Here is a 25,667-nt window from a genome sequence, read left to right as displayed (position 1 = left end):
ATCTCTCACACTAGGGAATTGCGTTTTGCCATCTCGATAAGTTCTACCAGAGTCTTGGCTTTGAGTTTTTGCATCAAGCGGGTTTTGTAAGTGCTCACTGTCTTGTTGCTGAGAAACATGCCCTTGGCGATCTCCTTGTTTGTTCGCCCTTGCGCAAATAACTGCAGGACCATCAATTCGCGATCATTGACCAGTTTGAAACGTTCCAGTTCGTTAGGGTCGCCATCGCTGGCCGATACACCGAGTGCCTGGCTTGGGAAATAATTGTAGCCGGATAGTACGGCTTTAACCGAACTGACAAGTTCGCTGAGGTCTTCTTGCTTGCACACATACCCGGCAGCACCCGATTGCATGCAGCGTATTGCAAATAAGCTGGGCGCTTGTGCAGTCAATACCAAAATCTTCGCCGGAAGGTTCATTGCATTGAATCGCGCGAGCACCTCCAGGCCGTCCAGTTTAGGAATGCTGATGTCCAGGATGATCAGGTCCGGCATGCATTCACGTACCATTTGCATGGCGTCTACGCCGTTGTCGGTTTCGCCGACGATCTCATAATTTTCGTTCTCCAGCAGCATCCGGATGGCAAGGCGAATGACAGGATGATCATCGATGATAAAAACTGTGTTCATAATTCAGTCCATAACGGGCAGAGAAGAAAGCGCGCACCTTATCCCAGATGCTGGAAGGCGCGCATGAATAGAAAGGGCCCACGGCTATATATAGGAAAGTTCCTACAAAATTTAGCGCCTTACCGTACGTCAATAGCCAGTCGTCTTGAAATTGTTTAAAGAATGCAAAGCTTGCTGATACGCGAAAAGTTATCAGAAAACGAGTGTTTATTTCGAATCGGAATGATCCTACATTGAGGTCAGGCTCCGGCTACACCAATCAACCTGTTATATTTTTGAAACGGTGTCCACTGCCCAAATAAGGGAGCAATATGAATGCCTGGAAAAGCAGCTCATTATTAAATGGGCAATTGGATAAGTGTCAGTAAGACGCCTAAGCAGCGTCAGCGGTCACCCGGTGCGGATGAAACAAGTCGTAAAAGTTCGATGGTGTTCAACGGCTTGATCAAGCAGCCGAGTAATGGAAGGCCGTTTTTGATCGCTTCGCATTCGAGGTCCAGCAGCTGCGACGCTTCAAGGCCGCTGAGGAGCACGGCATAACGGATCAGGCCCCGTCGGGCAGCGCTGTCGATCAACTCGATGCCGCTGATATCGGGCAGGCGCTGGTCGCATAGCAGCAGGTCGTAGGGCGCGGGGCTGCGTTCAAGCGCTGCGAGGGCTTCACGGGCATTCAGCGCGGGTGTTACCCGATACAAACCGTTGTTATTAAGCAGGATTTGCAGAGAAATAAGCTGAAACGGATGATCCTCGACAAGCAGAATTCGAAAGTTGTGTTTGGGCATCGGGCGTTCCTGACGAAGCAATGGACTCTGATCGAGCCCCGGGCGTGGTGTGCGGTGCACGAAGCGGGCCTGGGTGGAGGAGGGCTTCGGCAGGTATGGATCGAGCCGCCAGCGTTCACGGGCTGGCGGATTATTCGGCAGAGGTGTAAGAGCGGCGATAGGATGATTCCCGCGTACGTGTAGGACGTTTCCGAAGATTTAGTTTTCTTTTCGTTTTTACGTTAAAAGAAAAGCCCGATCTCCTCTAGGATTTCGGGCTTTCGGCGGTCGTGCTGCAGGCGTCGGTTTACTGGAGTGGACTGGAACGACCGGTCATTTCCCGGGCCATCTCGGTGGCGTAGCTGTCAGTCATGCCGGCGATGAAGTCGATAACCCGTAGAAATGACGTGTGCAATGGCCATTTCGGGTCAGGTGCGTTGTTGCCCAGCAGATCGAGAATGCGTCGGCTTTTGAACGACGGTGTAAGGCCGCCGTATTGCTCCAGCGAGGCGCCGCAGAACGCGTTGAGGAGGATTTCCAGGGTGGTGTAGGCGCCGATTTCATGCAGCGTCTTGCGTTTGTCCTGAAAAATTTTCTTGCGCGCCATGTCCTTGGCATTGAGCACGCAGCGTTTGGCGGGGCCATGCATGTGTTCCACCAGATCGCCCTGCAGCGTCCCGGCGAGCAGAGCGTCCTGCTGCTCGACGAAAGCGCGGGCGGCGGCATTGGTCAGGTGCTCGATGGCCTTGCCGCGCAGGATCGCCAGTTTGCGTCGGCGCGAGTCGTCGGGCCCGAGTTGACGGTAGGTCTCCGGCAGGTCATCGCCCACCAGTCCAAGCAGCAGGGATTCGACTTCCGGATAGCTGAGCAACTCCATTTCAAGCCCGTCTTCGAGGTCGATCAGCGCGTAGCAGATATCGTCGGCTGCCTCCATCAGATACACCAACGGATGCCGCGCCCAGCGCTGCTCTTCAAGCTGCGGCAGGCCCAGTTTGCTGGCGATCTGCTCAAGGATCGGCAGCTCGCTCTGATAGCAGCCGAACTTGTGTTTCTTGTAGCCCAATGAGTCGGCGTGGCGCGCGGTCCACGGGTACTTAAGGTAGGTGCCCAGCGTAGCGTAGGTCAGGCGGGTTCCGCCTTCGAACTGGTGATATTCCAGTTGAGTGAGCACGCGGAAGCCTTGGGCGTTGCCTTCGAAGTTGAGGAAGTCGTCGCGCTCGACGTCGCTCATTGCATCCAGCCAGCCGCGTCCTGCCGCCTGTTTGAACCAGTTGCGGATGGCGTCCTCACCCGAATGGCCGAAGGGCGGGTTGCCGATGTCATGGGCCAGACACGCCGATTGTACGACCATGCCCAGGTCGCTCGGATCGCACCAGTCGGGCAGGGCGCCGCGCAGGGTTTCACCAACGCGCATGCCCAGTGAGCGACCGACGCAGCTGACTTCCAGCGAGTGGGTCAGGCGCGTGTGGATATGATCGTTGCTGGTCACCGGGTGGACCTGGGTCTTGCGTCCCAGGCGGCGGAAGGCGCCGGAGAAGATAATGCGGTCGTGGTCCTTGTGGAACGGACTGCGCCCCAGTTCTTCAGGGCTGTGCAAGGTCTTGCCGAGGCGCTCGCGGGTGAGCAGGGTCTGCCAATCCAAGGCCGGTACTCCATCGGGTAATTAACGGCCTAGCTTCCCGGTTCGTTCGATAGGCTGCAAGCAGAACATAGCGACAACGGACGTTCAGAAGCCTACGGCGTCGACGTCAATCAGCAGAAGGCGCTGGCCGTCATCGAAGAATTGTCCGGCGGTCAGGCAATACTGGTTGCTTGTCGCATCGCGGTAGGTGTTGGACAGGGTCAGGCGGCGCTCGTGCCAGCCTTCGGCAAGCAGGTGGTAGAAGTACGGACGCCAGGACCAGTTGTGGCCCATGTAGCGGGCATCGGCGATCCACGTCCCGTCACTCAGCTCCAGGTTGGGTGTGAGTTGCGTGCCGTGTCGGTCGCACTGGTAAAAGCGCAACAGCCAGGGGTAGGCCTGCACATCGGGCAGCTGCTCCAGCGACGCGTGGTTCTGCGCCCAGACCTGGAGCTGCTGCATAAGCTGGCTGAGCTGTTTGCGCAGGTGCATCCAGCGCTCGCGGTCTACTACTTTTTGCATCACGTAGCGGTCGCGCAATTCGGCGAAACGATCGACAAAAGCGTCGGCGCGGAAGAAATGTTCCTCTGCCTGAGCAAACAGAAAACCCTGAACGTAGCGAGAGCCGCATTCAAGCGCAAAACTCAGTTCTGCCTCAGTCTCCACCCCTTCGGCAATGATCCAGCAACCGGTCTTTTCGGCCATCTGCGCCAGCGCCTTGACCACGTCGCTGCTGGGCCCGCCACGGGCGGCGGCCTGGAACAGGCGCATGTCGAGCTTGAGGATGTCCGGCTGCAACGCCAGTACCCGGTCGAGCTGCGAGTAGCCGGCGCCGAAGTCGTCAATGGCAATGCGCGCGCCTGCCTGGCGATAGCGCGCCACGACCTCACTCATTCGCTGGCTGTCGCCACCCAGTTCGGTGATCTCGAAGACGATTCGTTGCGGGGCAATCCCGTGTTGCTGCAGTTGCTTGAGACTGGGCAGGGGCTGTTCGGGGCGCACGCGACTGATCCAGCGTGGCGAGATGTTCAGACTCAGGAACCAATCATCCGGCACCTGATGCAAACGACTCAGCGCATTGCCTCGAATCAGTCTATCCAGGCGACGCAGCTCCACCGCTGGTCTTCTAGGATCGGCGAACAGCGGGCCTACTGATAACAGGCGGCCGTCTTCCTGACGCAGGCGCCCCAGTGCTTCTACTCCCGCAATACGGCCGGTGGCGGTATCGATGAACGGCTGAAAGCAAGCGAGCGGTTGCCCATCGATCACAGGGTGTCCTTTGTGGTGGGTGGCGGCGGCCGTTGGCTTGATCGTTTAAACGAATGCCGCACCGTCGCCCCACGTAAGTCGTGGTGCGACGGTGCGGCCTAGGGTTTATTTGCAAGAATGCAGCCAAATGGCCGGCTCAGCGGCGGCGACCGGAACTCTGAATAATAAGCCTAATGATGGGCATAACGCTGGCGCTGAGCTTGACCAAGCGCGTCACACTGCCGGTACGTTTGCTGCGCGCGCCTTTGCCGGTAAGAAAGCCCAGCAGTGACACCGCACCGACGCCCCACAGTGGAGCATGCTTGATGCCCAGCGAGCCGGGCAGGTCATGGGCCATGCCGCGCATTCGATGCAGAGGGCGCATCAGTTGCGTCGACTCGTGGCGAATTTCCTGGCGATGCATTTCCATACGCAGGCGTATCAGCGCCTTGCGCAGTTCCCGACGATTATGCGTCTGGGGCGAATCAGGCGTACTCATGGCATCAGTCGCTCGCGGTCATTGGCCAGTTCTTCCAGGGTGGAGTGAAATGGCGAGGATTCATCGAAGATCGCGGCCTTCAGGCGCATGGCGCAGAACAGCGCGGCGAGGGTATAAAACGCGCAAAGACCGATGATGCCGTACAGGCGATAACTGTCCCACACCAGAATCAGCAGCAGCGCCGACAGCCCGATCAGCAGCAGCAAGGCGAACACCAGTGCCAGGCCTGCGAACAGCAGCAGGCTGACAGTGCGCGCTTTCTGTTCCTGCAACTCGATGCCGAACAACTCGACATGACTGTGCAGCAGGCCTAGAAAAGCTGCGCCAAGGCGGCGGGGCGACGAAGTATTTTCGGTCTCGATTGGACCTGTCCCTGGTGTCATAGCAATCAGCGCCTGGTAGCCAGCAGACCGAGCAGGAAGCCGGCTCCTGCCGCGATGCCGACCGATTGCCACGGATTGGCCTGCACATATTCTTCGGTCGCAACGACCGCTTCCTGGCTGCGTTCGCGCAAGGCGGCTTGGGCCACTGATAGGGTTTCGCGGGCACGCAGCAGGCTTTCATTGATCTGGTCGCGCAGTTCGTCGGCCTGTTCGCCAGCGAGAGAGGCTGTATGTGCGAGCAATTTTTCCGTGTCTGCAACCAGTGTCTGGAAGTCCGACATCAAGACTTCCTGGGCTTTCTCTGCGGTTGGGCGAGCCATGGTGTTCTCCGAGTAAGGGGGCAATATGGGCTTTCGAGTATGGCCCATTCGTGAAGGTTCATTCCAATTCCTTCAACTTGCCATGTGCCGGGTGGTATAGCTCTTGCTTCTTGCCGGTGCGCCAGGGAGGCGGAGCGCTCCACGACGGAGCGTTTGTGTCAGCGAATTGCCGAGACACTGATCAAAAACCAAAAAACCGAGAAAAACGCCTCGGCGTTCAATTTTTTCGCCTCCAGGCATGCGCCAAATCGGGTCATGCCCCGCTGATCTGCACCAATATGGTGTCGTTCCTGCCGTGGGAGAAGAACGTTGTTCAGCCTTGGTGCTTTCGTTATTTGCAGGCCTGCCCCCCATGGAAAATGTGCAAAGTGCGGTGGAAACCCTCCTCCACAGCTCTAATACCCTGTTCATTCTGATCGGCGCGGTCATGGTCCTGGCCATGCATGCCGGTTTTGCCTTTCTGGAGGTCGGCACTGTCCGGCAGAAAAACCAGGTCAACGCGTTATCGAAAATCCTCAGTGACTTTGCGGTGTCCACCCTGGCTTACTTTTTCGTCGGTTATTGGATTTCCTATGGCGTGACCTTCCTGCAACCGGCCGGCGTGCTGGCGACCGATCACGGCTACGGGCTGGTGAAGTTCTTCTTTCTGCTGACCTTCGCTGCGGCCATTCCTGCAATCATCTCCGGTGGTATCGCCGAGCGCGCGCGCTTCGCGCCGCAGTTGTGCGCGACGGTGCTGATCGTGGCATTCGTTTATCCGTTTTTCGAAGGGATGGTATGGAACGGCAACCTGGGTTTACAGGCATGGTTGCAAAAGACCTTCGGCGCCAGCTTCCATGACTTCGCAGGCTCGGTGGTGGTGCATGCCATGGGCGGCTGGCTGGCGCTGGCGGCGGTGACGCTGCTCGGTGCCCGCAATGGTCGGTATCGAGAGGGCAAGCTGGTGGCGTATCCGCCATCGAGCATACCGTTCCTGGCATTGGGCTCATGGATTCTCATCGTCGGCTGGTTCGGCTTCAACGTCATGAGTGCACAGACCCTGGATGGCGTCAGTGGACTGGTCGCGGTCAATTCTCTGATGGCCATGGTGGGAGGCACGGTCGCGGCGCTGCTCGTCGGTCGCAACGACCCGGGCTTCCTGCACAACGGTCCCCTGGCTGGCTTGGTGGCGGTGTGTGCCGGCTCGGACCTGATGCACCCGGTGGGCGCGCTCGCCACCGGGATCGTCGCCGGTGCACTGTTTGTCTGGTGTTTCACTGCCGCCCAGGTACGCTGGAAGATCGACGACGTGCTGGGCGTCTGGCCACTTCACGGTTTGTGCGGCGTTTGGGGCGGCGTTGCCTGTGGCATCTTCGGCCAGAGTGCATGGGGCGGCATCGGCGGCGTCAGCCTGGTGAGCCAGTTGATCGGCACTGCACTGGGGGTCCTGGTCGCGCTGGTAGGGGGCTTCGCGGTGTATGGCGGGATCAAGCTGTGCCTGGGGCTGCGGCTCAGTCAGGAGCAGGAGTACTACGGCGCCGACCTGTCGATTCACAAGATCGGGGCTGTCAGTCACGACTAATGCACGACGTGAGCGCTTGGCTATGCTTAGCCCCGAGAGGGCGGGCATGGCCGGTTGCATCCCTCTCGACATTCCTGATTTGCCGCACCCGCTGGGTTGCGTCTGTTGTAGGAGCGATCGATGGAGCGTTTGTATGCCCTTCAGGGCTTGAGGGGCTTGGCGGTATTGGGCGTGGTCCTGTTTCACATGACCGCCGTGGAGCATAAGTACGCCGGCGGCGACATTCTCCTGCCGCCGTGGCTGGATTTCTTTCAGCTGGGCGTCGATCTGTTCTTTGTCATCAGTGGTTTCGTGATGGTGATCGTCAGCCGTGGGCGCTTTCAGAACATCGCCGAGTGCCGGCGCTTTATATTCAATCGCCTTGCGCGGATCTACCCTACTTACTGGCTGTATTACTTCATCACCCTGGCGGTGGTGCTGGTACAACCGACGCTGGTCAACAGCAGTCACGGGTCGTCCAACCTGCTGATGTCTTTCCTGCTGCTGCCCAATGATCGCGTGCTGCTGGTGATGGTTGCCTGGTCGCTGCTGTTCGAGTTGTGGTTCTACCTTGTGTTTACCGGGCTGATGTTTTTTCGCGAGCGTTGGTTACCGGCGTTTCTCGCGGGTTGGGCGCTGATTCTGGTGTTATTCAACAGCTTTGAGAACTGGCAGGACCATAGTCCCGCGCTGAAGATCGTCCTGCATCCGTATGCGCTGGAGTTCATCCTCGGCGTTGCCCTGGCGCTGCTTTTCTACGGTCGGTATAGCGGCCGTATTCCGACCTCGGCGGTTGCTGTGGCTTTGTTTGCCGCGCTGCTGCCGGGCGTAGGATTGATCGGCTATTACCGGCTGTTCGACGATCAAGGCATGTTGCGCATGCTTTCGGTGGGCGCGGTGTTTGGCACGCTGATATTCGCTCTGGCCCTGCTGGAGCGACGTCGGCTTATAAAGGTGCCTGGGTGGCTGGTGGCGGTGGGTGATATGTCCTACACCCTGTACCTGTCTCATTTGCTGGTGTTAGGCGTAGTCGGACGTTTCTGGCAAATGTTCGGTAACTGGCCGAACAGCCTGCTGGACAACGCACTGTTCGCGGCACTGATGGTGGCCGCGGTATTGTGCTACGGGTGGGTGGGGTATCGTTGGTTCGAGAAGCCAGTGCTGGACCGGGCCAACGCTTTTTCCAGACGGCATATGCACCTCGACGGTATTTCAGGGCGGGCCTAAACTGGCCATCCAGCTTCTGAAATCCTGCACGCAGAGGGACAGGACATGCCGCCGGAATGCCAGCTGTTCGGAACATTGGGCTGTTATTTATGCGAGGTCGCCGAGGCCGAGTTGATGCCTCTGGTGGAGCATGGCTTGCTGGTCGAATTGGTGGACATCGCCGATAGCCACGTCATGAATGACCTCTACGGCTTGCGCATTCCAGTGCTGCGCCGCACCGATACCGGCGCCGAACTGGACTGGCCGTTCGACACCAGGCAGGTGGTGTGCTTTTTGCGCGATCAGGTCAAAAGCTAGGGGGCGCGACTGGGCCGCGGCGCGGCGCAGAACGCCCGTCTCAAAGATACTGAGTGTCGACGACCATGGCTTTGGCGACTGCTTGCTTCTGCGCTTCGCTCATGCCATCCCAGACATGGACTTTAGCGTAGTAGCCAAGGCCGGCCACGATGTACAGGCTCAGGGTAAAGACGATGAATACGGACATGAAGGTCCAGCGGCCTACGTCGGTTTCGTCGTCGGAGAACGATTGCGAATAGCTGTCTTCGCTTTCGGCAGGGGTGCCCGTCGAAAGGCGTTTAATCCATTGAAACAATTGAACCAGCATGTGCATAACCTCAAGGTTGAAATACGAAATCGGTCGTGGGCAGTGCAGGACACCGGGGTGTCTCGGGTTTTCAGTGCCGACGTTGCAAGTCCGGCGTTCGCGCCCTGGAGGCGCTGGACAAACGCTGAAAACGAAAAAAGCCCGTCGATGACGGGCTTTCTTTTTATGAGTCCAGGTCCGGCAGGCGTTTTCGAATTCGATCATTACCTTAAGCATGTCGATTCGGTTTCGCGCCTGCTTGCCGAGTTCGAAACATTTTAGAACAAATAAATTTCGGCTTCTACCGCTCTTATGTAGATGTCTGACAACTGGTATGGCTTCACGCTGCGACAAAACGTCGCGCGCGGCTATCGCGACGCAGACTAGAGCTCTTCATAACAGGCTGCGCATTTTGTGAGAGCAGGAATCGCCGCAGTCGCGTGCGCGAAATCGCTACCGTCGGCAAGCCGAACCACAGCCGCATGAGGCTTCATCAGTTGTGCTGGAGGCCAGACACGCGACGACGGCCCTGCTCGCGCAACGCGCCGGGGCTGGGCGATAATGCCGGGCTTGTCGTATCTGCCACCTTCGGTCCTGAGTCGCCCATGTCTGAATCCACGTTCATCCCTGCTGCCCGCCAAGCCAGTACGCTCTACCTGCCACCGGGTCCTTGGCTCACCGTGCTTGATTGCCTGTGTGAACGGTTCAGCGCCATCAGCCGGGCGCAGTGGCTTGACCGGATTGCCCGAGGCCGAGTGCTGGACGCCCAAGGCCAGCCTATCGCCAGGGATCTTGCCTATCGCGAGGGGTTGCGCATTCATTATTTTCGCGAAGTGCCCAACGAGACGCCGATCCCGGTGCAGGAGCAGATTCTCTATGCCGACGAGCATCTGGTGGTGGCCGACAAACCGCATTTTCTGCCTGTCACACCTGCCGGGGAATATGTGGAACAGACCCTTTTGCGCCGACTGATCCGCACCCTGGATAACCCTGACCTGGTACCGCTGCATCGCATCGATCGGCATACCGCGGGCCTGGTGTTGTTCTCCGCCCACAAGCTCAGTCGCTCGGCGTATCAGGCATTGTTCCCGACGCGCCGGATCGATAAACGCTATGAAGCCATCGCTGGCGCATTGCCTGAGCTTGAATTCCCCAGGGTGCATAAAAGTCGCCTGGTGGACGGCGAGCCTTTCTTTCGCATGCAGCAAGGGGAGGGGCAGAGCAACACCGAAACCCGGATCGAAGTGTGTGAGCGCAACGGCGATCTGTGGCGCTACGGTTTGTATCCGGTGACTGGCAAGAAGCATCAGTTGCGGGTGCACATGACGGCCTTGGGCGCGGGGATCTGCAACGATCCGTTTTACCCGGACGTGATTAAGGACGCCGTGGACGATTACGACAAACCCTTGAAGCTGCTGGCGCAGGGGTTGCGTTTTGTCGATCCGGTAACCGGGGAAGAACGGGTATTCGAGAGCCAGATCAAGCTGCAGTGGTAGTTTCAGGACCGCCACCACGGCGTGACGGCGGCGGCGTCCACATGCTCGCTGCCGCTGGATAGCCGGATGGCTACAGGGCCAGGCGTTGTACGTTAATCTATGCGTTCCATTTCCACGGCAAGAGCCTCCATGACCGACGATCAACTCCCGTCACCTGACGCCGCGCCGGTCCAACCGGCCCAGCGTCGCGAGATGATCATTCGCAGGCTGCGTCGCGAACAAACCTTGAGCGTCATGCAGCTGACCGAAATCTTCAATTGCTCGCACATGACCGTGCGCCGCGACATCGCAATACTGGAGCAGGAGGGGCTGGTGTTCCCGGTGCCCGGCGGAGTGCGTCTGGCCAGCCAGATGGCCAGCGAGCCGTCCCATCATCATCGGGTGATCCTTGAGGCTGAACAGAAGCAGCGCATGGCGGTGATCGCCGCGCGCCGAGCTGCTGGCCTACCGTGACAAGGCGTACGCCGCATTGAGCAAACTGCGCGCGGAACTGGGCCCGGCGCCAGGCCTGGTGAGCTGAGGCTGCACAATACCGCGGTTGCAACGCCCGCGGCTTGTGGTTCTGCCCCGCAGGCTCCAACAGCATGCGGGGCAGTGCTCGACGTGATTGGCGATCTGCCGTGCACCGGCAGTCCCGTTTATCGCGCCGGGCGCCGTACCGCGTAATGTGGTCGAAGGAGGTTGCGATTTGCCCGATTGGGCAATGGCGTCGGGGCACAGTTGGGTTAATATCGATCTGCTGGCAGTCCCGCTGGCAGTGACGAACACGTCGCATCCCATCTTTTTACGTGGCGACCGTATGCCTGACATATCTCCGCTTGCCCACGATATCGCCTCCGTGGCGAGGATCGACGCCGTGCCGGTCATCCTGAGCATGGTCAAGCATGTGACCGGCATGCGTTTTGCGGCGATCGCTCGGGTCACCGATCGGCGCTGGGTGGCCTGCGCTGTCGATGATGCGATCAGTTTCGGCCTCGAGCCCGGCGGCGAGCTGGTGCTGGAATCGACCATCTGTCATGAGATCCGGCAGAGCCATCAGCCCGTGCTTTTCACTCACGCCAGTGAACACCCGTTTTACTCGCAACACCACACGACCAGAACCTATCACCTGGAAAGCTACGCCTCGATTCCGATCATCAAGGCCGATGGGGAGTTTTTCGGCACCTTATGTGCCATCGACACCCTCCCTGCGCATTTCGACGAAAACGCCGTACTCAAGACCCTGACCCTGTTCGCACAGCTGATTGCGATGCACCTGGACATGCAGCAAAACCTGGAAAAATCCGAACACGAACTGGCCGACGCCACGGAAGTGGGGCGTCTGCGAGAACAGTTCATCGCGGTGCTGGGTCATGATTTGCGAACGCCGCTCAGCGCCATTCGCATGAGCGCCGATCTGCTCGAATCCCGGCTTGAGGACACGCGCCAACGCGGCTTGGCCAGCGCCATTCGCAAAAGTTCGCAGCGCATGGGAGCGTTGATCGAGGACGTGCTGGATTTTGCCCGTGGCAAGCTGGGGGGCGGTATTCCGGTGCGGCGCACTGTGGTGGATGACCTGCAGGGCGTCTTCACCTCGGTGATGGCCGAAATCTGTGCCTCTGAGCCCGAGGTGAAGATCCACCAGAGCATGGCCATCCCCTGCGGCGTTTATTGCGATCCGGCGCGCATCGGCCAGTTGCTCTCCAACTTGCTGGGCAATGCCGTCAAGCACGGTTCGCGGCAGTTTCCCATCGAACTCAGCACTCGTATGGAGGACAGCGACCTGGTCGTGTCGGTCACTAACCAGGGCCCTTGCATCCCCGAGGCGTCGATGCCCTTGCTGTTTCAGCCCTTCAAGCGCTCCGAAGCCAGTTCCAGAGAAGAAGGCCTGGGCCTGGGGCTGTATATTGCCGCGCAAATCGTCAATGGCCATCGCGGTACGCTATCGGTCAGTTCATCAGATGAACAGGGCACCTGCTTCATTGCGCGTTTTCCGGCCGGGGTCGAGTGAGCGGCGGGCGATGGATTACCGCCTTGTACGGCGAACGTGCGCAGATCCACAACGGCTTCAAGCACGATGATGGGGCCGAGCAAAAGCCCGACCAGCCCGCCTTCCTGATCCTTGCCGTTACTGCATTTGCTTCCAGTATCGATACGTTGGCGTTCGGCGTCGGTCCGGCGTTCGTCAGCGTCAACATCCTGGTGGCGGCCGCCGCCATCGGCGCTGCCACCACGGTTATGGTCATCCTCGGCGTGATGCTTGGCCGGGTGTTGGGACCGGTCGTGGGCAAACGCGCCGAGATTGTTGGCGATATTGTGTTGATAATGGTCGGCGAAACCCTCTTCTATGAGCATCTTTCGGTAGGCTGATTCATGAATAAAACACTGCAAACGCCCTATCCCGCGCAAACGTCCACGCGACGCTACACGCTGATGCTGATCGTGCCGGCGGTGGTGCTTCTCGCAACGGCGGGCTTTTTTGCCTGGCAAAATTTTTATCCGGTGCAGGCCAACGAAGGTTGGCGGTATCAGGTCTTGCATGAGGATGTGCCCAAAGCTGCATCGATGGTGCCCGCCAGTGATGGCTCGTTGGTGGTCAGTCAGGAACTGCGCGATGGCAAAGGCAGCATCGTGCGCATCCTGGCCGATGGTAAACGCGAGACGGTGGTCCAGGGGCTGTCCAAGCCTGACGGCATGATAGCGGCGCGAGGTGGCTGGGTGTTCAGTCAGGAAATCGAAGGCGCGATGGTCAGCTTCCTCAAGGACGGGCAAGTGACCTCGCTGTTCAAGGGGGCGGATGTGCAGGGGCTGTGGAACGAGGGCGATGACCTGTACGCCATCGAAGATCGCAAGGGCGATGGCCGGCTGCTGCGCTACCACTGGAGTGACGGCAAGCTGACGGTGTTGCGTGAGGGGCTGTCTGAAACCGAGTCCATCACCCGCTGCACCGATGGCCGCATGCTTTACACCGAGAAGGAAAAAGGCGTGGTGCATCAGTTGACCGAGGATGGTCGCGACCCGGTGGTGCTGAGCAATCTTAATCAGCCGACGTTCCTGATGTGCGACCAGCGTGGCCTGTGGATCAGCGAAGATGCCACCCATCGTGCGCGCCTGCTGCTGATCGAAGCGGATGGCAAGCGTAGGACCATCCTTTCGTTTCTCAAGGCGCCGCAGTCCATCGTGCCGACTGACCGCGGCACCTACCTGCTGGCCGAGGGCGGACGCAACCGGATCCTGGAGCTGGTGCCGGGGCAGGATGATCAGGCAGCCAAATGACGATCAGCCGTCAGCGCTATTCGCCCGACGCAACGCTACGGGCGGCGTCGCTGCTGTCAGGTGCGCAGGCCGGGCGCAGCACCTGCGCCGGCCGCGGTGAATCGCGCTTGGCCTGCCGTGCTTCGGCGCGCACCACCAGCCCGATTCCGATTGCTGAAATCGCCATTCCCGATGCCATTTGCCAGGACAGCGGCTCATCGAACATGGCCCATGCCCACAGCATGGTCAGGGGTGGGCTCAGGTACAGCACACTGGCCACGCGCGTGGCGCTGGCACGGCGTAGGCAGAGCCAGTACAGCCCGTAGCCGCCCATTGTCGAAAGGCCCACGGTCCACAACACGCTGAGGGCAAAGCCGGTGCTCGGGATCGGCGCCAGACCGCCACGCACGCCTTCGATGGCGGCAAAGGCGAAACTGGAAACGAAGCATTGCAACCACAGGTTCGGCAGCAGGCCCAGCGGCTTTGAAGCGCTGGCGCGTTTTTGCCAGAGGGTCGCCACCGCGAGCGATAGCATGCCCGCCAGCGGCAGGCTGTAAGCCCATAACGGCGCATTGCCCCAGGCCAGGGCGCCGTGCGTCACCCAGACCACTCCGATCAGGCCGACGATCAGCCCTGCCCAGGCCTGACGCACCAGCCGTTCACCGAGCACCACAGCGGCCAGCAACGCCATGCCCAGCGGTAGTAAATCGGCGAACAACGCCGCCAGCCCTGCCGGAACGCCCAGCGCGATGCCTTGGGTTACACCCGCCAGATAACCGGCCATGGCCAGCAGGCCGATTCCGGCATTTCTGAGCAATACGCCGATGGGGGCTTGCCATAGCTGGCTGGCGACGAAGGGGAACAACACAACGCTGACCATCACGCAGCGCCAGAACACCACCAGCAGCGCCGGGGCGTAATCAATGGAAAAGCGTGCGCCGATGAAGCCCGAACTCCAGGTCAGCACCAGTGCGGCTTCAAGCAACGGCAGCGCAAATATCGGATGCTTGGTGGACTGGGATGATGCGCGGGGTGAGGTCGATTTTGGCTGATTCATTCGCACAGGCTACGAAACCGGCGTAATCTTGAAAATCAAAATATCGTGCAGTAATAGTTTAAAAAGGCTAAACCATGACCTCCATTCTCGATATCGACCTGGTCCGCACCTTTCATGCGGTCGCGCGTATCGGCAAATTCAGCGCCGCTGCCGAGCAACTCCACAAGAGCCCGGCGGCGGTCAGTGTGCACATACAGCGCCTGGAGGCGGTAGCGGGTGGAAGGCTGCTCAATCGCGATAACCAGTCGGTGTCCTTGACCGTTTTGGGCAAACGCCTGCTGGTCTCGACCACCGAGTTGCTGCGCACCCACGACCAGGCGCTGGCTGATCTGCACGGTACGCACCTGGCGGGCCGAATAACCCTCGGCGTGCCCGACGAGTACGCCCGGCATGTCATCAAGGACATCCTGCCGTCCTTTACCGCGGCGTGGCCGAATGTCGTTCTGGAACTCAGGACAGCGCCCAGCCATGCCCTTAGGGAGCAGGTCCAGCGGGGTAAGCTGCAAACGGCCGTGATCACCCAGAGCAAAGGCTGTTCAGGTGACGACGCGCAGGTACTGGTGTCCACCACTCCGGTCTGGGTAGGGCCAGCCAATGTCAGTCTCGCATCGCTTGATCCTCTGCCACTGGCGGTACACGCCCCGCAGTGCCCTTATCGCCAGCTCATGAACGAGTCGCTAAGGGCCCTTGGCCGTCGCTCGCGGATTGTGCTCGAAAGCCCCTCCAACCAAGCGATCAAGGCGTGCGTAGAGGCGGGGTTGGCGATCAGCCTGATCGACCGCGGCAAGGTTACCGAGTCCATGCAGATTCTGGACGGGCTGCCGGTCATGCCCGAACACGAGGTGGTGTTCCTGCGCAGCCCGTCTTCGTACGGGGACCAAGCAGTCGATCTGCTTGCCCGGGCAATGCAGCAGTATTTTCGGATGTAGCCGTACGCATGCACCGGCAGGCCGTACCGCGACAGGATCGACCGGACGGCGGCGTCGCCCGGTCTTGCGGTGCCATCAGACGCTTCCTTCGCTCTCCACCACCAGAATTCGCGCCACGCCCAATGGATGAGCCACATGGGCGGTGCCGACAGAGGCGTAGAATACATCGCCGGTTTCCAGGATCGTCGATTGCTCGACACCGTCGACCTTGAAGTGCATTTCCACGCGGCCATCGAGTACCGCGAAGACTTCCTGGCCGTCGTTCACATGCCATTTGTAAGGCTGGTCGGTCCAGTGCAGCCGTGTAGTGATGCCGTTCATGTTGGCGATGTCCAGCGCCGCCCAGGCACGCTCGCCGGTGAACGATTTACTGCGGATGATCTTCACGGGCTTACCTTCAATCAATGAATCAGTCAATCCAGCCGACGGCACAGGTAGGCCTGGGTCTGATACGGGAATTCGATGGTTTGGCGATCACGCAGGGCAGGGTGGGTGTTGATCAGTTCACGCAGCTGTTCGGTCATCAGGGCCTTGTCGGCCTCCGGCAGCGCGGCGATGAAGCTCACCGACAGAAAGCGGTTCATGATCACGGTTTCGGCGCTGTCCGCGTGCGTGTAGTTAAAGCAGGTCAGTTCGGGCTGCGTGAAGTAGCGTCCCGTAAACGGCTGACGCCAGTGGCCGGTGTGAAAGCGCGGGGTGTCGCCTTCATATGGCGTGATGATCCGGGTGATTTCGGCAACCCAGTCCACTGTTTCGTCGCGCACATTCCAGATCAGACCCAAACGCGCGCCGGGCTTGAGCACGCGATGGATTTCGGCCAGCGCGGCGTCATTGGCAAACCAGTGAAATGCCTGGGCGCACACCAGCGCGTCGACGCTGGCATCGGCCAGGGGCAGGGATTGGGCCGTGCCGTGGATGATGGATGTGCCGGGCAGATTCTTGGCGAACTCCTGTCGCATGGGCTCCACCGGTTCGATGGCCGTCAGGTGATCGGTCAGTGGCGTGAGTAATCGGGTGAATTTGCCAGTGCCAGCGCCCAAATCCACCACCGACGACTGGGCGTCGATGCCCAGCGTGTGTCGCAGCCAGGTGTTCAGTTCGTCCGGATAATCCGGTCGTCCTTGGGTATAGGTACCCGCTTGCGTTGAAAACCCCACCTGCGCTGCCTGGTGAACGACTGACATGGTCGGCGATCTCATCGTGGAAAAGTGGCCGACGCATTATGCGGCAAATGGCAGATGCTGATAAGCAGGCCTAACGGTTCATCAATGCCGCTAAGGAGTTGCTTGCTCTGCAACCTGGATGGGTTATGTGCTCGGGCGTTCATCCACTGCGCGCCACCAGTCTATGAAGCATGAAGCGGTGATCGGCCGAGAACAGCCGCCTGAACGTCAGCAGTACCGCGACGACCGTGCCCAGCGCTGAACCGGCCGCGATCAGAAATGACCATCTGATAGCGCGCCGCCTCGATCGGGTTTTCGCCTGCCAGTACCTGCCCCGTCATCATGCCGGGCAGACTGACGATGCCGACCACCGTCATCGGGTTCAAGGTCGGCATCATCCCGGCGCGAACGGGCTGCCGCGCGGCTCCCTGAGCGGCCTCCCAGCGCGTCCCTCCCCATGCCAGGATCATTTCGACAGTGTTGCGACCCGATACCAGTTCCTGGGTCATGCGCTCGATACCCAACGAGACGGCTGTCAGCGTATCGCCCAGGATCATCCCCAGAATCGGAATGGCGTACTGCGGTTCGTACCAGGGTGGATGCGTAGGATCACGAACAAACCAATGGCCGTCACCAGCCAGGAGCCGCTCCAGACCGATACCACGCTGTCGAACAACTGCCCGGTGTAGGTGCGTCTGCCGTGACCGGCTGCGCTGATCCCGGCGATCAGGGTCATCAGACACATCAGCGGCAACACCACATACCAATGGGCGCAGGCAAACACCCGGCCCAACAGGTAGCCGACGGCCTACAGCTGGACCACGGTGCGCACCGACGCCCATGGCAACCGGAATCCCATCCCCAGCTTGAGGATCAGCGATAGCGCGCCATTGATCAGGATAAGCGCGGCAGCGACGGCCAGATCCATGGCTGACAGACGCTGATAATTCATGCCCGTACTTCCGACAGCAACATGCCCTGGGGTGGGTCAGCGATCATTTGTACATGGCCGCGATCGCTTGAGGCAGTGACCGCTTCAGCGCTGTTTTATGAAGTCCACAAACGCCCTTAACGGCGAGGGCACATAGCGGCGGCCTGGGTAGTAGAGCAGTGGGCCGGTGAACGTCTGCCACCACGGTTCGAGCACCGGTTCCAGGACGCCGCTGTCCAAGTGTGGACGCAGCCAGTCTTCGAACAGAAAGACCACGCCCAGCCCGTCGATAGCGGCCTGCACGGCCAGATCCACCGCGCCGGCGATGTTCACCACCAAAGGCCCGGTCGGGTCGACGCGGACGATTTCTCCGTCATTCTCGTACTCCCACAAAGGCATCGAACCGCTGGGGAATCTGCCCCGCAGGCAGGCGTGATCAAGCAGCTCCCGAGGGTGCTGCGGGCGGCCTTTGGCATTGAGATAGGCAGGGGAGGCGGCTGTGGCAAAGCGCTGAAACCGCGGGCCGATCGGCACGGCGATCATGTCTTGCTCCAGGCGTTCGTCGTAGCGAATGCCGGCGTCGCAGCCGGCCGCAAGCATGTCGACGAAGCTTTCCTCGACGATGATTTCCAGTCGAATATCCGGGTGGGCCTGCAGGAACGGCGTGATGATCGCCGGTAGCACAAGCCGCGCGGCGCTGGCGGGCACATTGAGCTTCAAGGTACCGGACGGTCGATCGCGAAAATCGTTGACCACGTCCAGCGCTGACTCGACCTCGCCAAGGGCAGGCACGATGCGCTCCATCAACCGCGCGCCAGCCTCGGTCGGCACTACGCTGCGGGTGGTGCGGTTGAGCAGGCGTACACCAAGGCTCGACTCGATACGCCGCACTGCATCACTCAGGCTCGACGCCGATCTACCGCTGGCCTTTGCTCCTTCGCGAAAACCGCCTGCCTTGACCACGGACACGAAGGCCATCAGGTCCTGAATATCTGCCGCCATCACTCACCGCCATTGTTCGATCAGCCGTACAACCCGTGCCGATTGCACCTGATTATCGCTCGGCGGGTCAACGCCTATAGTGCTTGGACATACGTTGATAGAGGCAAATGAAATGAGCCATGCCAGCCACGCAGGTACTGTGCGCATCGGTGATCGAAACGTGAATCGCATGGGCTACGGCGCCATGCAACTGGCCGGCCCCGGGGTGTTCGGGCCGCCCAAGGATCCCAAAGCCGCTATCGCCGTGCTGCGCGAAGCGGTGGCATTTGGCGTGAATCACATCGACACATCCGACTTCTATGGCCCGCACATCACCAATCAGCTGATCCGGGAAGCGCTGCATCCTTACGCCGACGATCTGACGATTGTCACCAAAGTCGGCGCCAGGCGTGGCGACGACGCCTCGTGGAGCCCGGCGCAAAGCCCCGCCGAATTGGTTCAGGCGGTGCATGATAATCTGCGCAATCTGGGGTTGGACGTGCTGGAGGTGGTCAATCTGCGCGCGTGGGGCAATATGCATTCGCCGGGCGAGGAGTCCATCACGGAACAATTCACTGCCCTGGCCGAGCTGCAACAGCAAGGGCTGATTCGCCATCTGGGCCTTTCCAATGTCAGCGCGGCACAGGTCAAACAAGCACAGGGCATTGGCAAGGTGGTGTGCGTGCAGAACCACTACAACCTGTCCCATCGCGACGACGAGCAATTGATTGCCGAGCTGCGCGGACAGGGCATCGCGTACGTGCCGTTTTTCCCGCTCGGCGGGTTCACTCCGTTGCAATCGGATGTGCTGGCCAACGTCGCCCGGGGCCTGGGGGCATCGCAGCTCAACGTGGCGCTGGCCTGGCTGCTGCAACGCTCGCCCAATATCCTGCTGATTCCAGGCACGTCTTCGGTGGCGCACTTGCGCGAGAACCTGACCGCCAGTGAGCTGAAGATCCCGCCAGAAGTGTTGGCGCAACTGGATGCGGTGGCCTAGCCCCTCATGTTGGATCGGGAGCACGTTCCCGGCTGAACGCATCGACCGCCCGCACCAGGCCCTTCGCCGCAAGCATCACCAGTGCGCCGCCCTTTTCCGGGGTGGCCAGGGCTGGGTCCGACCCCATGCGGCCGTCCGGGTAGCGTGCGCGGAAATCGCGGGCCTCTCGAATAGGGCCTGTCGAGGCGATGTTCGGCGAGTAGGGCGCCGATTTGATCGCCTCGGGATAGGCCCACTGAGTCACTGCGATTTCCGAGGGCGTGGCGTGGGAGCCATGCCCGATCGGGAATTGCTCGTGGGCCAATTGGCCGACACCTTCCAGGTCCCACCAGTTGCACAGTTTCAACGCGAAGCCGGCAGGGCGTCGGGCAAAACTCGCTTCTGCGTACAGTTCCGAGAAGGCCGCTTCGATGGAGGCGACGTTCCCGCCATGACCGTTAAGGAACAGAATCTTCTCGAAACCGTGGCCGGCCAGTGAGCGTACCCAATCACCGATGGCGGCGATGAAGGTCGATGGACGCAGGGAAATCGTGCCGGGAAAGCCCAGGTGATGCTGCGCCATGCCGATATTGAAAGTCGGAGCGATCAGGATGTCCGCATTTTTCTGAGCGTGATGCGCAATGATTTGCGGGCACATCCAGTCGGTGCCCAACAGACCGGTCGGCCCGTGCTGCTCGTTCGAGCCGATGGGCACCACGATGGTACGACTGCGGGTCAGGAAGGCTTCGATCTCGCACCAGGTCGACAGGTGTAAAAGCATGCTGTTCTCTCTCAGGCCGGCTGGGTGGGGGAAGACAACGGCGGAGTACGCGGCGGCACCCTTCGCTTGCTGCCTGTCGATTCGAACGCCGATGCCAGGCGCAGCAGTGCCGAATCGTCATAGGCGCGGCCAGCGAAGGTCAAGCCCACCGGCATGCCGATGTCCGGCATCACGCCCATCGGTACCGTGACGGTCGGCACGCCCAGATGGCGAATAGCGAGGTTACCGTTGGCGACCCACACGCCGTTGCTCCAGGCGATGTCTGCCGAGTGAGGGTCGACATCCGAGTTGGCTGGCGCGACGTCGGCCACCGTCGGAAACACCACCGCATCCAGCCCCAGCGCGTCCATCCAGTCTTCCAGGTCGATGCGCCGGGTTTCCTCCAGGCCGCGCAGACCGTCAGCCAGGGTGTCGATCTCGTTCCAGGGTGTGATGCCGCGCTCGGCCATGCGCACGTATTCGTCCATCCCTGCGGCCAGATCGCCTTCGCGGTTGGGCAGGGTGCCAGGGTCATGGGGAAAGATGTTCGGGCCATCGACATCGACCAACCGGTTCAGCGTGGGGTCGCCGTTGGCGCGCAGGAAATCATCGAACGCCCAGGCGGTCAGGTCCCACAACTCGTGGTGCAGGAATTCCTTGGAAACGATGCCGCGGTTGTACACGGTCGGCGCGCCGGGACGGTCGCCTTCGCAGTTGGAGACCAGCGGGAAGTCGACTTCGATCACTTCGGCACCGGCCGCTTCAAGGGCCTTGCGCGCCTCGTGCCACAAACCGATCACCGACGGCCGGGTGTTGATGCGTTGCCCGGTCGGCCCGCCGATGCCGGGTGAGTCGCTGGTGCCCGCCTCGGGGTCGGCATTGATGTACATGCGCGGCACGCCCAGACGCTTGCCTGCCAGCGCGTCGGCTTTCACCGCCAGCTCGGCATAGGACGCCGGGCGCACGGACGCGACGCTGGGGATCGGTACCCATGGCTGCAAGCGCCAGAGATCGCCTCGGGAGTCCGGGTCTTCGGCGACCACCACCTCAAGCACTTCGAGCAGGTCGGCCATGGTCCGTGCGAACGGCACGACCACATCCATGGTCGGCGTCAGCGGCCAGTTTCCGCGCACTGAGATCACCCCGCGCGAAGGCGTGTAGGCACACAAGCCATTGTTGGACGCCGGGCCACGGCCGCTGGACCAGGTTTCCTCGGCCAGCCCGAACGCGGCAAAACTGGCCGCGGTCGCCGTGCCTGCGCCGTTGGAAGAGCCGGAGGCGAAGGGAGCGGTAAGGAAAGCCGCGTTGTACGGACTTTCCGCGCGACCGTAAACCCCACGCTGCATGCCACCGTTGGCCATTGGCGGCATGTTGGTCTTGCCCAGGCAGATGGCCCCGGCCGCACGCAGGCGCTCGATGGTGAACGCATCGCGGCAGGCGACCAGGTTAGCGAAAGCGGGGCTGCCCGACGCTGCAGTCAGGCCTTTGACCAGGTAGCTGTCCTTGGCGGTGTACGGAATACCGTCCAGCGGCCCCAGGGTCTGGCCATTGGCGCGGCGTGCATCGGCTGAGCGGGCCTCTTGCAGAGCGTCGGGATTTCGCACGACCACGGCATTGAGTGCCGCATCGGTTTCAGGACCGTCGTAGGCATCGATCCGCGACAGATAGGCTTGCACCAGTTCGACCGAGGTGGTTTGGCCTGACGCCAGTGCAGCACGCAGTTGGGCAATGGGCACTTCGGTGACTTCGATCATGCGTTCACCGCCAGTGCGCTGGAATGAAGGGTTAGGGGTGCTTCGAATGGGCTTTTCATCGTGCTTTTCCGTTTCGCTGCGTGCTCTCGGGCGTACCGGAGCCGGCTGTAGTGGTCATCCGGGTGGTGTATTTAACACCAAGCGGGCACTACCGGCACGAGCGTTTGATCGATACTCTCTGCCCGAGCGATCTGGGCATCGAGGCGAACGTTGAGCGAAAGACGAGAGTTCAGTGGCGGCATGCAGGGTAAGAACTACCGGTACCTTAACGCCGATAAACCCCCACCCGGCACGGCCACCCGCGCCGGGTTCGTGCTGCTTGAACATTTCTCGCTACCGGCCTTCACCCAGATGCTCGATACCCTCGTCACCGCCAACCTGCTGCGACCGCGGCTGTTTTCGCCGCGCACCTTCGGCATGCTCGAAGGCGAGGTCGTTAGCGATCTGGGATTGGTCATCCGCCCTGATGCACGGCTTGAACCATCGGTGCTCAAGGACCTCGATCTGCTGGTGATCTGTGGCGGCTACCGCACTGAACTCAAGGTCGACGAGGCCCTGATCCCTTTGCTGATGATTGCTTCCGAGCGCGGGCTTACCCTGGCAGGTCTGTGGAACGGCGCGTGGTTTCTCGGTGCCGCGGGTTTGCTTGAGGGCTACCGCTGCGCGATCCATCCGGAGCATCGTCCAGCGCTGGCGGAAATGGCCCGGGTCAGCCATGTCACCAGCGAGCCGTTCGTGGTGGACCGTGACCGACTCACCGCTTCCAGCCCGTCCGGAGCTTTCCACATGGCGCTGGAATGGATCAAAACGCTGCACGGCGAGGCGCTCGTGGAGGGCATCGAAGACATCCTCTCGTTCGAGGAGTCACGTTACCGGCGCACCAAGCCCAGCCGCCACATCTCGATGAGTGCGCCGCTCAGGGAAGTGGTCAAGCTGATGGAAGCCAACCTTGAAGAACCGCTGGAAATGGAGCAACTGGCGGAGTACGCCGGACGTTCGCGGCGGCAGATCGAGCGTCTGTTCAAAGAGCAACTGGGTACTACGCCGCAGCGCTATTACCTGGAGCTGCGTATCACCGAAGCCAGACGCCTGCTGCAGCACACCGAGCTGTCTCAGGTAGAGGTGCTGGTGGCCTGCGGGTTCGTCTCGCCGAGTCATTTCAGCAAATGCTACAGCGCGTACTTCGGCTACCGCCCCTCCAGGGAAAAACGGCTGGTTAAGTAAGGCGCAGGCCAGGCACGGCTGACTCACGCCACAGGCCAGTAGTGGCTTAGCGGTGGTTCCCGGCCCGTTACCGGGTCGGTCTCGGGAAACGTGAGCCTGGCCATGCGCTCGCTCATCGCCTGGGTGGGCGCTTGGCGGCATATATCCCAGTCCTGTCCTGGCGGATAGCCGCCGACCACCAGGAAATCGTCGCTGGCCCACACGCGGCAATGGCCGGTGCCGGCGGGTAACAGCACCACATCGCCCTGGTTGACCGTTACCTCGTGGCCATTCGGCCCGCCCAGCAGCAACCGCGCGCTGCCCGAGGCAAATCCCAACACTTCATGGGCGGTCGAATGGTAGTGGTGGTAATCGAATACCCCGTCACGCCAGGCCGGTTTCCAGCCGTTGCGGATGAACAGCGCTTCCATGGCCGAGGCCAGCTCGCCGTCGGTCATCACGTCGCTGTAATGCAGCACCGGCAGGCGCGGGTTGTTCGGTACCCAGCCGTTGCGTTGCAGCAAAAGTGTCTTCGGTGTTTGCATGGTCTTCGCCCAGGCAAAGCCGGTCGGCAGCGCAATCGAACCTGCGCCCACGACCAGTGCCCCTTTGATGAAAGTGCGTCTATCGACTGTCGTCATGGGTATCCCCTCGTTGCAGATGACCCGCGCAAGCCTGCCACGTTCCCTGGATGACGCGCGCCGATGATGTCACGCTGCCTGAGGAGGTTGCTGTTTCAACGCCCGCCACCTGCATAGCGTTGAACCCTTGTGTTCGCGGCGCGGTCGGTTGATTCGTGCCTGAAGATCATTTGTCATTTGCGGCCTCCGGGCTGTTTGGCGTCGGGCGACAAGGCGATACTTCGCAAGACTTTGAAAATCAAGACTTTGAACATTCAACAAGGCCCATGGATGGCCGTCGCGAGGTTCCAATGATGAATGCAATGCATCGATTTGCACTGCTGATAAGCGCTGCTACGTTGCTCAGCGCCTGTGGTGAAACGTCCAAGCTGCCGTTTCAGGCGGGCGTTGGCCCCAAGCCGCAGTTGCCCGAGCCAACCCATTCGCTGATTCCAACGTTAAAGGTCTCCAAGGCCGTGGGCTGGACTGGCAGCGCAATGCCCAAGGCGCCCGAGGGCTTCAAGGTGCAGGCCCTGGCCGAGAACCTGCAGCACCCGCGCTGGCTATACAAATTACCGAACGGTGACGTGCTGGTTGCCGAGAGCAACACGCCGCCCAAGCCTGAAGGCACGACGGATGGCGGCACGGGCCTGCTGGCATGGGCCAAGCGTACAGCCACCGGTATCGTCATGGGACGTGCCGGGGCCGAGGCACCGAGCGCCAATCGCATTACCCTGCTGCGTGATGCCGACGGTGATGGCAAGGCAGAAGTGCACAAGGTGTTTATCAGCGGGCTGACCTCGCCATACGGCATGGCATTGGTGGGTAACGAGTTGTTCATTGCCAACGCCGACGCAGTGGTCAAAGTGCCGTACAGCGAAGGCCAGACCGAGATCACTGCGACGCCCGTTAAAGTCACCGATCTGCCGGCAGGTATCAATCATCACTGGACCAAAAACATCGTCGCCAACAGCGACGGCAGCAAGCTCTACGTGACCGTGGGGTCCAATAGCAACGTCGGCGAGAACGGCATTGAGGCCGAGCAAGGGCGGGCGGCAATCTGGGAAGTCGATGCCATGACCGGTCAGAAACGGCTGTTTGCCAGTGGCCTGCGCAACCCCAACGGCTTGATCTGGAAACCGGGCAGCACCGAGTTGTGGACCGTAGTCAACGAGCGTGACGAAATCGGCAGCGATCTGGTGCCTGACTACCTGACCTCCGTTAAAGACGGCGCATTCTACGGCTGGCCGTGGAGCTACTACGGCAACCACGTCGACACCCGCGTGCAACCGCCACGCCCGGACATGGTGGCCAAGGCCATCGCTCCGGATTACGCGCTGGGTACGCACGTCGCGCCGCTGGGCCTGACCTATTCGGATGCTCGCGGTATGCCGGAGAGCTTCGCCAACGGCGTGTTCGTCGGTGAACACGGTTCCTGGAACCGCAACCCTCAGGCAGGCTACAAAGTGGTGTTCATTGGCTTCCAGAATGGCCAGCCGTCGGGAATGCCGATCGATTTCCTCACCGGCTTCCTGAATGCCGATGGCCAAGCCCAGGGTCGTCCGGTCGGTGTGATCCTCGATCAGCAAGGTGCGCTGCTGGTGGCGGACGATGTGGGCAACAAGGTCTGGCGTGTAAGCCGCACTAAGTAGTCGGTAGCGGCTAGCCGTACTGTGTATCGGCGGTACGGCCCGAGACGGTTTGGGCCGGCGCCAATGTGCATATTGGACGCCGGACCATCCTGTGGTCTAC

25 protein-coding genes and 3 pseudogenes are annotated in these 25,667 nt (G+C 60.7%); 12 read left to right on the top strand and 16 right to left on the bottom strand.

Features of this window, described 5'->3' with window-relative positions:
• Window positions 1–5 precede the first annotated feature (5 nt).
• The 7 genes from B3I26_RS06715 to B3I26_RS06685 form a co-directional block, all read right to left on the bottom strand.
• Complete coding sequence (locus tag B3I26_RS06715) at window positions 6–629, bottom strand: response regulator transcription factor (RefSeq protein ID WP_296256310.1); 624 nt, start codon at window positions 627–629, stop codon at window positions 6–8.
• Between the two features lie 383 nt (window positions 630–1,012).
• Complete coding sequence (locus B3I26_RS06710) at window positions 1,013–1,411, bottom strand: response regulator (protein WP_296256309.1); 399 nt, start codon at window positions 1,409–1,411, stop codon at window positions 1,013–1,015.
• Window positions 1,412–1,697: 286 nt separating this feature from the next.
• On the bottom strand, window positions 1,698–3,032 hold the full coding sequence (locus B3I26_RS06705) for a deoxyguanosinetriphosphate triphosphohydrolase (RefSeq protein ID WP_296256307.1): 1,335 nt from the start codon (window positions 3,030–3,032) through the stop codon (window positions 1,698–1,700).
• 84 nt (window positions 3,033–3,116) lie between these two features.
• A complete protein-coding gene (locus B3I26_RS06700) occupies window positions 3,117–4,280 on the bottom strand; it encodes an EAL domain-containing protein (RefSeq protein ID WP_296256305.1) in 1,164 nt (387 codons plus the stop codon).
• Between the two features lie 136 nt (window positions 4,281–4,416).
• Window positions 4,417–4,758, bottom strand: a complete 342-nt coding sequence (locus tag B3I26_RS06695; RefSeq protein WP_296256303.1) for a hypothetical protein — start codon at window positions 4,756–4,758, stop codon at window positions 4,417–4,419.
• Complete coding sequence (locus tag B3I26_RS06690; protein ID WP_296256301.1) at window positions 4,755–5,141, bottom strand: phage holin family protein; 387 nt, start codon at window positions 5,139–5,141, stop codon at window positions 4,755–4,757. Before B3I26_RS06690 ends, B3I26_RS06695 begins: the two co-directional genes overlap by 4 nt.
• Before the next feature lie 5 nt (window positions 5,142–5,146).
• The gene (locus B3I26_RS06685) at window positions 5,147–5,461 is read right to left on the bottom strand and encodes a DUF883 family protein (RefSeq protein WP_296256299.1); all 315 of its coding nucleotides are present in this window, start codon (window positions 5,459–5,461) and stop codon (window positions 5,147–5,149) included.
• 352 nt (window positions 5,462–5,813) lie between these two features.
• Between B3I26_RS06685 and B3I26_RS06680 the strand changes: the two genes are divergently transcribed.
• The 3 genes from B3I26_RS06680 (at window position 5,814) to B3I26_RS06670 (ending at window position 8,525) form a co-directional block, all read left to right on the top strand.
• The gene (locus B3I26_RS06680) at window positions 5,814–7,022 is read left to right on the top strand and encodes an ammonium transporter (protein WP_296256297.1); all 1,209 of its coding nucleotides are present in this window, start codon (window positions 5,814–5,816) and stop codon (window positions 7,020–7,022) included.
• A 120-nt stretch (window positions 7,023–7,142) separates the two neighbouring features.
• Window positions 7,143–8,228, top strand: coding sequence for an acyltransferase family protein (locus B3I26_RS06675; protein ID WP_296256296.1), 1,086 nt, complete (start codon window positions 7,143–7,145; stop codon window positions 8,226–8,228).
• A gap of 45 nt (window positions 8,229–8,273) precedes the next feature.
• Entirely contained in the window at window positions 8,274–8,525 is a 252-nt protein-coding gene (locus B3I26_RS06670) for a glutaredoxin family protein (RefSeq protein ID WP_296256294.1), read from the top strand.
• A 40-nt stretch (window positions 8,526–8,565) separates the two neighbouring features.
• Here the strand turns inward: B3I26_RS06670 and B3I26_RS06665 are convergent, their stop codons facing one another.
• Window positions 8,566–8,832, bottom strand: coding sequence for a hypothetical protein (locus B3I26_RS06665; protein ID WP_296256292.1), 267 nt, complete (start codon window positions 8,830–8,832; stop codon window positions 8,566–8,568).
• Window positions 8,833–9,416: 584 nt separating this feature from the next.
• Here B3I26_RS06665 and B3I26_RS06660 point away from each other — a divergent pair.
• The 5 genes and pseudogenes from B3I26_RS06660 (at window position 9,417) to B3I26_RS06640 (ending at window position 13,562) form a co-directional block, all read left to right on the top strand.
• Window positions 9,417–10,307, top strand: a complete 891-nt coding sequence (locus B3I26_RS06660) for a pseudouridine synthase (RefSeq protein WP_296256291.1) — start codon at window positions 9,417–9,419, stop codon at window positions 10,305–10,307.
• A gap of 129 nt (window positions 10,308–10,436) precedes the next feature.
• A pseudogene (locus B3I26_RS06655) lies at window positions 10,437–10,739 on the top strand (DeoR family transcriptional regulator); the annotation flags it as partial.
• 367 nt (window positions 10,740–11,106) lie between these two features.
• On the top strand, window positions 11,107–12,297 hold the full coding sequence (locus B3I26_RS06650; protein ID WP_296256288.1) for a GAF domain-containing sensor histidine kinase: 1,191 nt from the start codon (window positions 11,107–11,109) through the stop codon (window positions 12,295–12,297).
• A gap of 44 nt (window positions 12,298–12,341) precedes the next feature.
• Window positions 12,342–12,656: pseudogene (locus B3I26_RS06645) on the top strand (manganese efflux pump); the annotation flags it as partial.
• A gap of 63 nt (window positions 12,657–12,719) precedes the next feature.
• Complete coding sequence (locus B3I26_RS06640; protein ID WP_296256483.1) at window positions 12,720–13,562, top strand: hypothetical protein; 843 nt, start codon at window positions 12,720–12,722, stop codon at window positions 13,560–13,562.
• A gap of 16 nt (window positions 13,563–13,578) precedes the next feature.
• On the opposite strand, the gene B3I26_RS06635 is transcribed toward B3I26_RS06640, so the two are convergent.
• Window positions 13,579–14,598, bottom strand: a complete 1,020-nt coding sequence (locus B3I26_RS06635) for a DMT family transporter (RefSeq protein ID WP_296256286.1) — start codon at window positions 14,596–14,598, stop codon at window positions 13,579–13,581.
• A 74-nt stretch (window positions 14,599–14,672) separates the two neighbouring features.
• Between B3I26_RS06635 and B3I26_RS06630 the strand changes: the two genes are divergently transcribed.
• A complete protein-coding gene (locus B3I26_RS06630) occupies window positions 14,673–15,527 on the top strand; it encodes a LysR family transcriptional regulator (protein ID WP_296256285.1) in 855 nt (284 codons plus the stop codon).
• 75 nt (window positions 15,528–15,602) lie between these two features.
• On the opposite strand, the gene B3I26_RS06625 is transcribed toward B3I26_RS06630, so the two are convergent.
• From B3I26_RS06625 to B3I26_RS06610, 4 genes and pseudogenes are all read right to left on the bottom strand, one after another.
• Entirely contained in the window at window positions 15,603–15,914 is a 312-nt protein-coding gene (locus tag B3I26_RS06625; RefSeq protein ID WP_296256283.1) for a cupin domain-containing protein, read from the bottom strand.
• Window positions 15,915–15,940: 26 nt separating this feature from the next.
• The gene (locus B3I26_RS06620; protein WP_296256281.1) at window positions 15,941–16,711 is read right to left on the bottom strand and encodes a class I SAM-dependent methyltransferase; all 771 of its coding nucleotides are present in this window, start codon (window positions 16,709–16,711) and stop codon (window positions 15,941–15,943) included.
• 139 nt (window positions 16,712–16,850) lie between these two features.
• A pseudogene (locus B3I26_RS06615) lies at window positions 16,851–17,642 on the bottom strand (ABC transporter permease).
• 84 nt (window positions 17,643–17,726) lie between these two features.
• Entirely contained in the window at window positions 17,727–18,623 is an 897-nt protein-coding gene (locus B3I26_RS06610) for a LysR family transcriptional regulator (RefSeq protein ID WP_296256280.1), read from the bottom strand.
• Window positions 18,624–18,735: 112 nt separating this feature from the next.
• On the opposite strand from B3I26_RS06610, the gene B3I26_RS06605 reads away from it, so the two are divergent.
• Window positions 18,736–19,599 carry an aldo/keto reductase family oxidoreductase gene (locus B3I26_RS06605; RefSeq protein WP_296256278.1) on the top strand — a complete coding sequence of 288 codons (864 nt, stop codon included), beginning with the start codon at window positions 18,736–18,738 and terminating at the stop codon, window positions 19,597–19,599.
• 4 nt (window positions 19,600–19,603) lie between these two features.
• Here B3I26_RS06605 and B3I26_RS06600 read toward each other — a convergent pair whose 3' ends face one another.
• On the bottom strand, window positions 19,604–20,359 hold the full coding sequence (locus B3I26_RS06600) for a creatininase family protein (RefSeq protein ID WP_296256276.1): 756 nt from the start codon (window positions 20,357–20,359) through the stop codon (window positions 19,604–19,606).
• A gap of 11 nt (window positions 20,360–20,370) precedes the next feature.
• Window positions 20,371–22,092, bottom strand: a complete 1,722-nt coding sequence (locus tag B3I26_RS06595; protein ID WP_296256274.1) for an amidase — start codon at window positions 22,090–22,092, stop codon at window positions 20,371–20,373.
• Between the two features lie 240 nt (window positions 22,093–22,332).
• Here B3I26_RS06595 and B3I26_RS06590 point away from each other — a divergent pair, with 240 nt between their 5' ends.
• A complete protein-coding gene (locus tag B3I26_RS06590; RefSeq protein WP_296256481.1) occupies window positions 22,333–23,316 on the top strand; it encodes a GlxA family transcriptional regulator in 984 nt (327 codons plus the stop codon).
• Between the two features lie 23 nt (window positions 23,317–23,339).
• On the opposite strand, the gene B3I26_RS06585 is transcribed toward B3I26_RS06590, so the two are convergent.
• Window positions 23,340–23,936 carry a cupin gene (locus B3I26_RS06585; RefSeq protein ID WP_296256273.1) on the bottom strand — a complete coding sequence of 199 codons (597 nt, stop codon included), beginning with the start codon at window positions 23,934–23,936 and terminating at the stop codon, window positions 23,340–23,342.
• A gap of 293 nt (window positions 23,937–24,229) precedes the next feature.
• On the opposite strand from B3I26_RS06585, the gene B3I26_RS06580 reads away from it, so the two are divergent.
• A complete protein-coding gene (locus tag B3I26_RS06580; protein WP_296256479.1) occupies window positions 24,230–25,567 on the top strand; it encodes a PQQ-dependent sugar dehydrogenase in 1,338 nt (445 codons plus the stop codon).
• Window positions 25,568–25,667: the final 100 nt, after the last annotated feature.

This window comes from Pseudomonas sp. UBA5706, from assembly GCF_002419965.1.
Taxonomy (GTDB): domain Bacteria; phylum Pseudomonadota; class Gammaproteobacteria; order Pseudomonadales; family Pseudomonadaceae; genus Aquipseudomonas.
The sequence above is the reverse complement of the archived record's forward strand: the minus strand, read 5'-3'. Positions and strand labels throughout refer to the sequence as shown.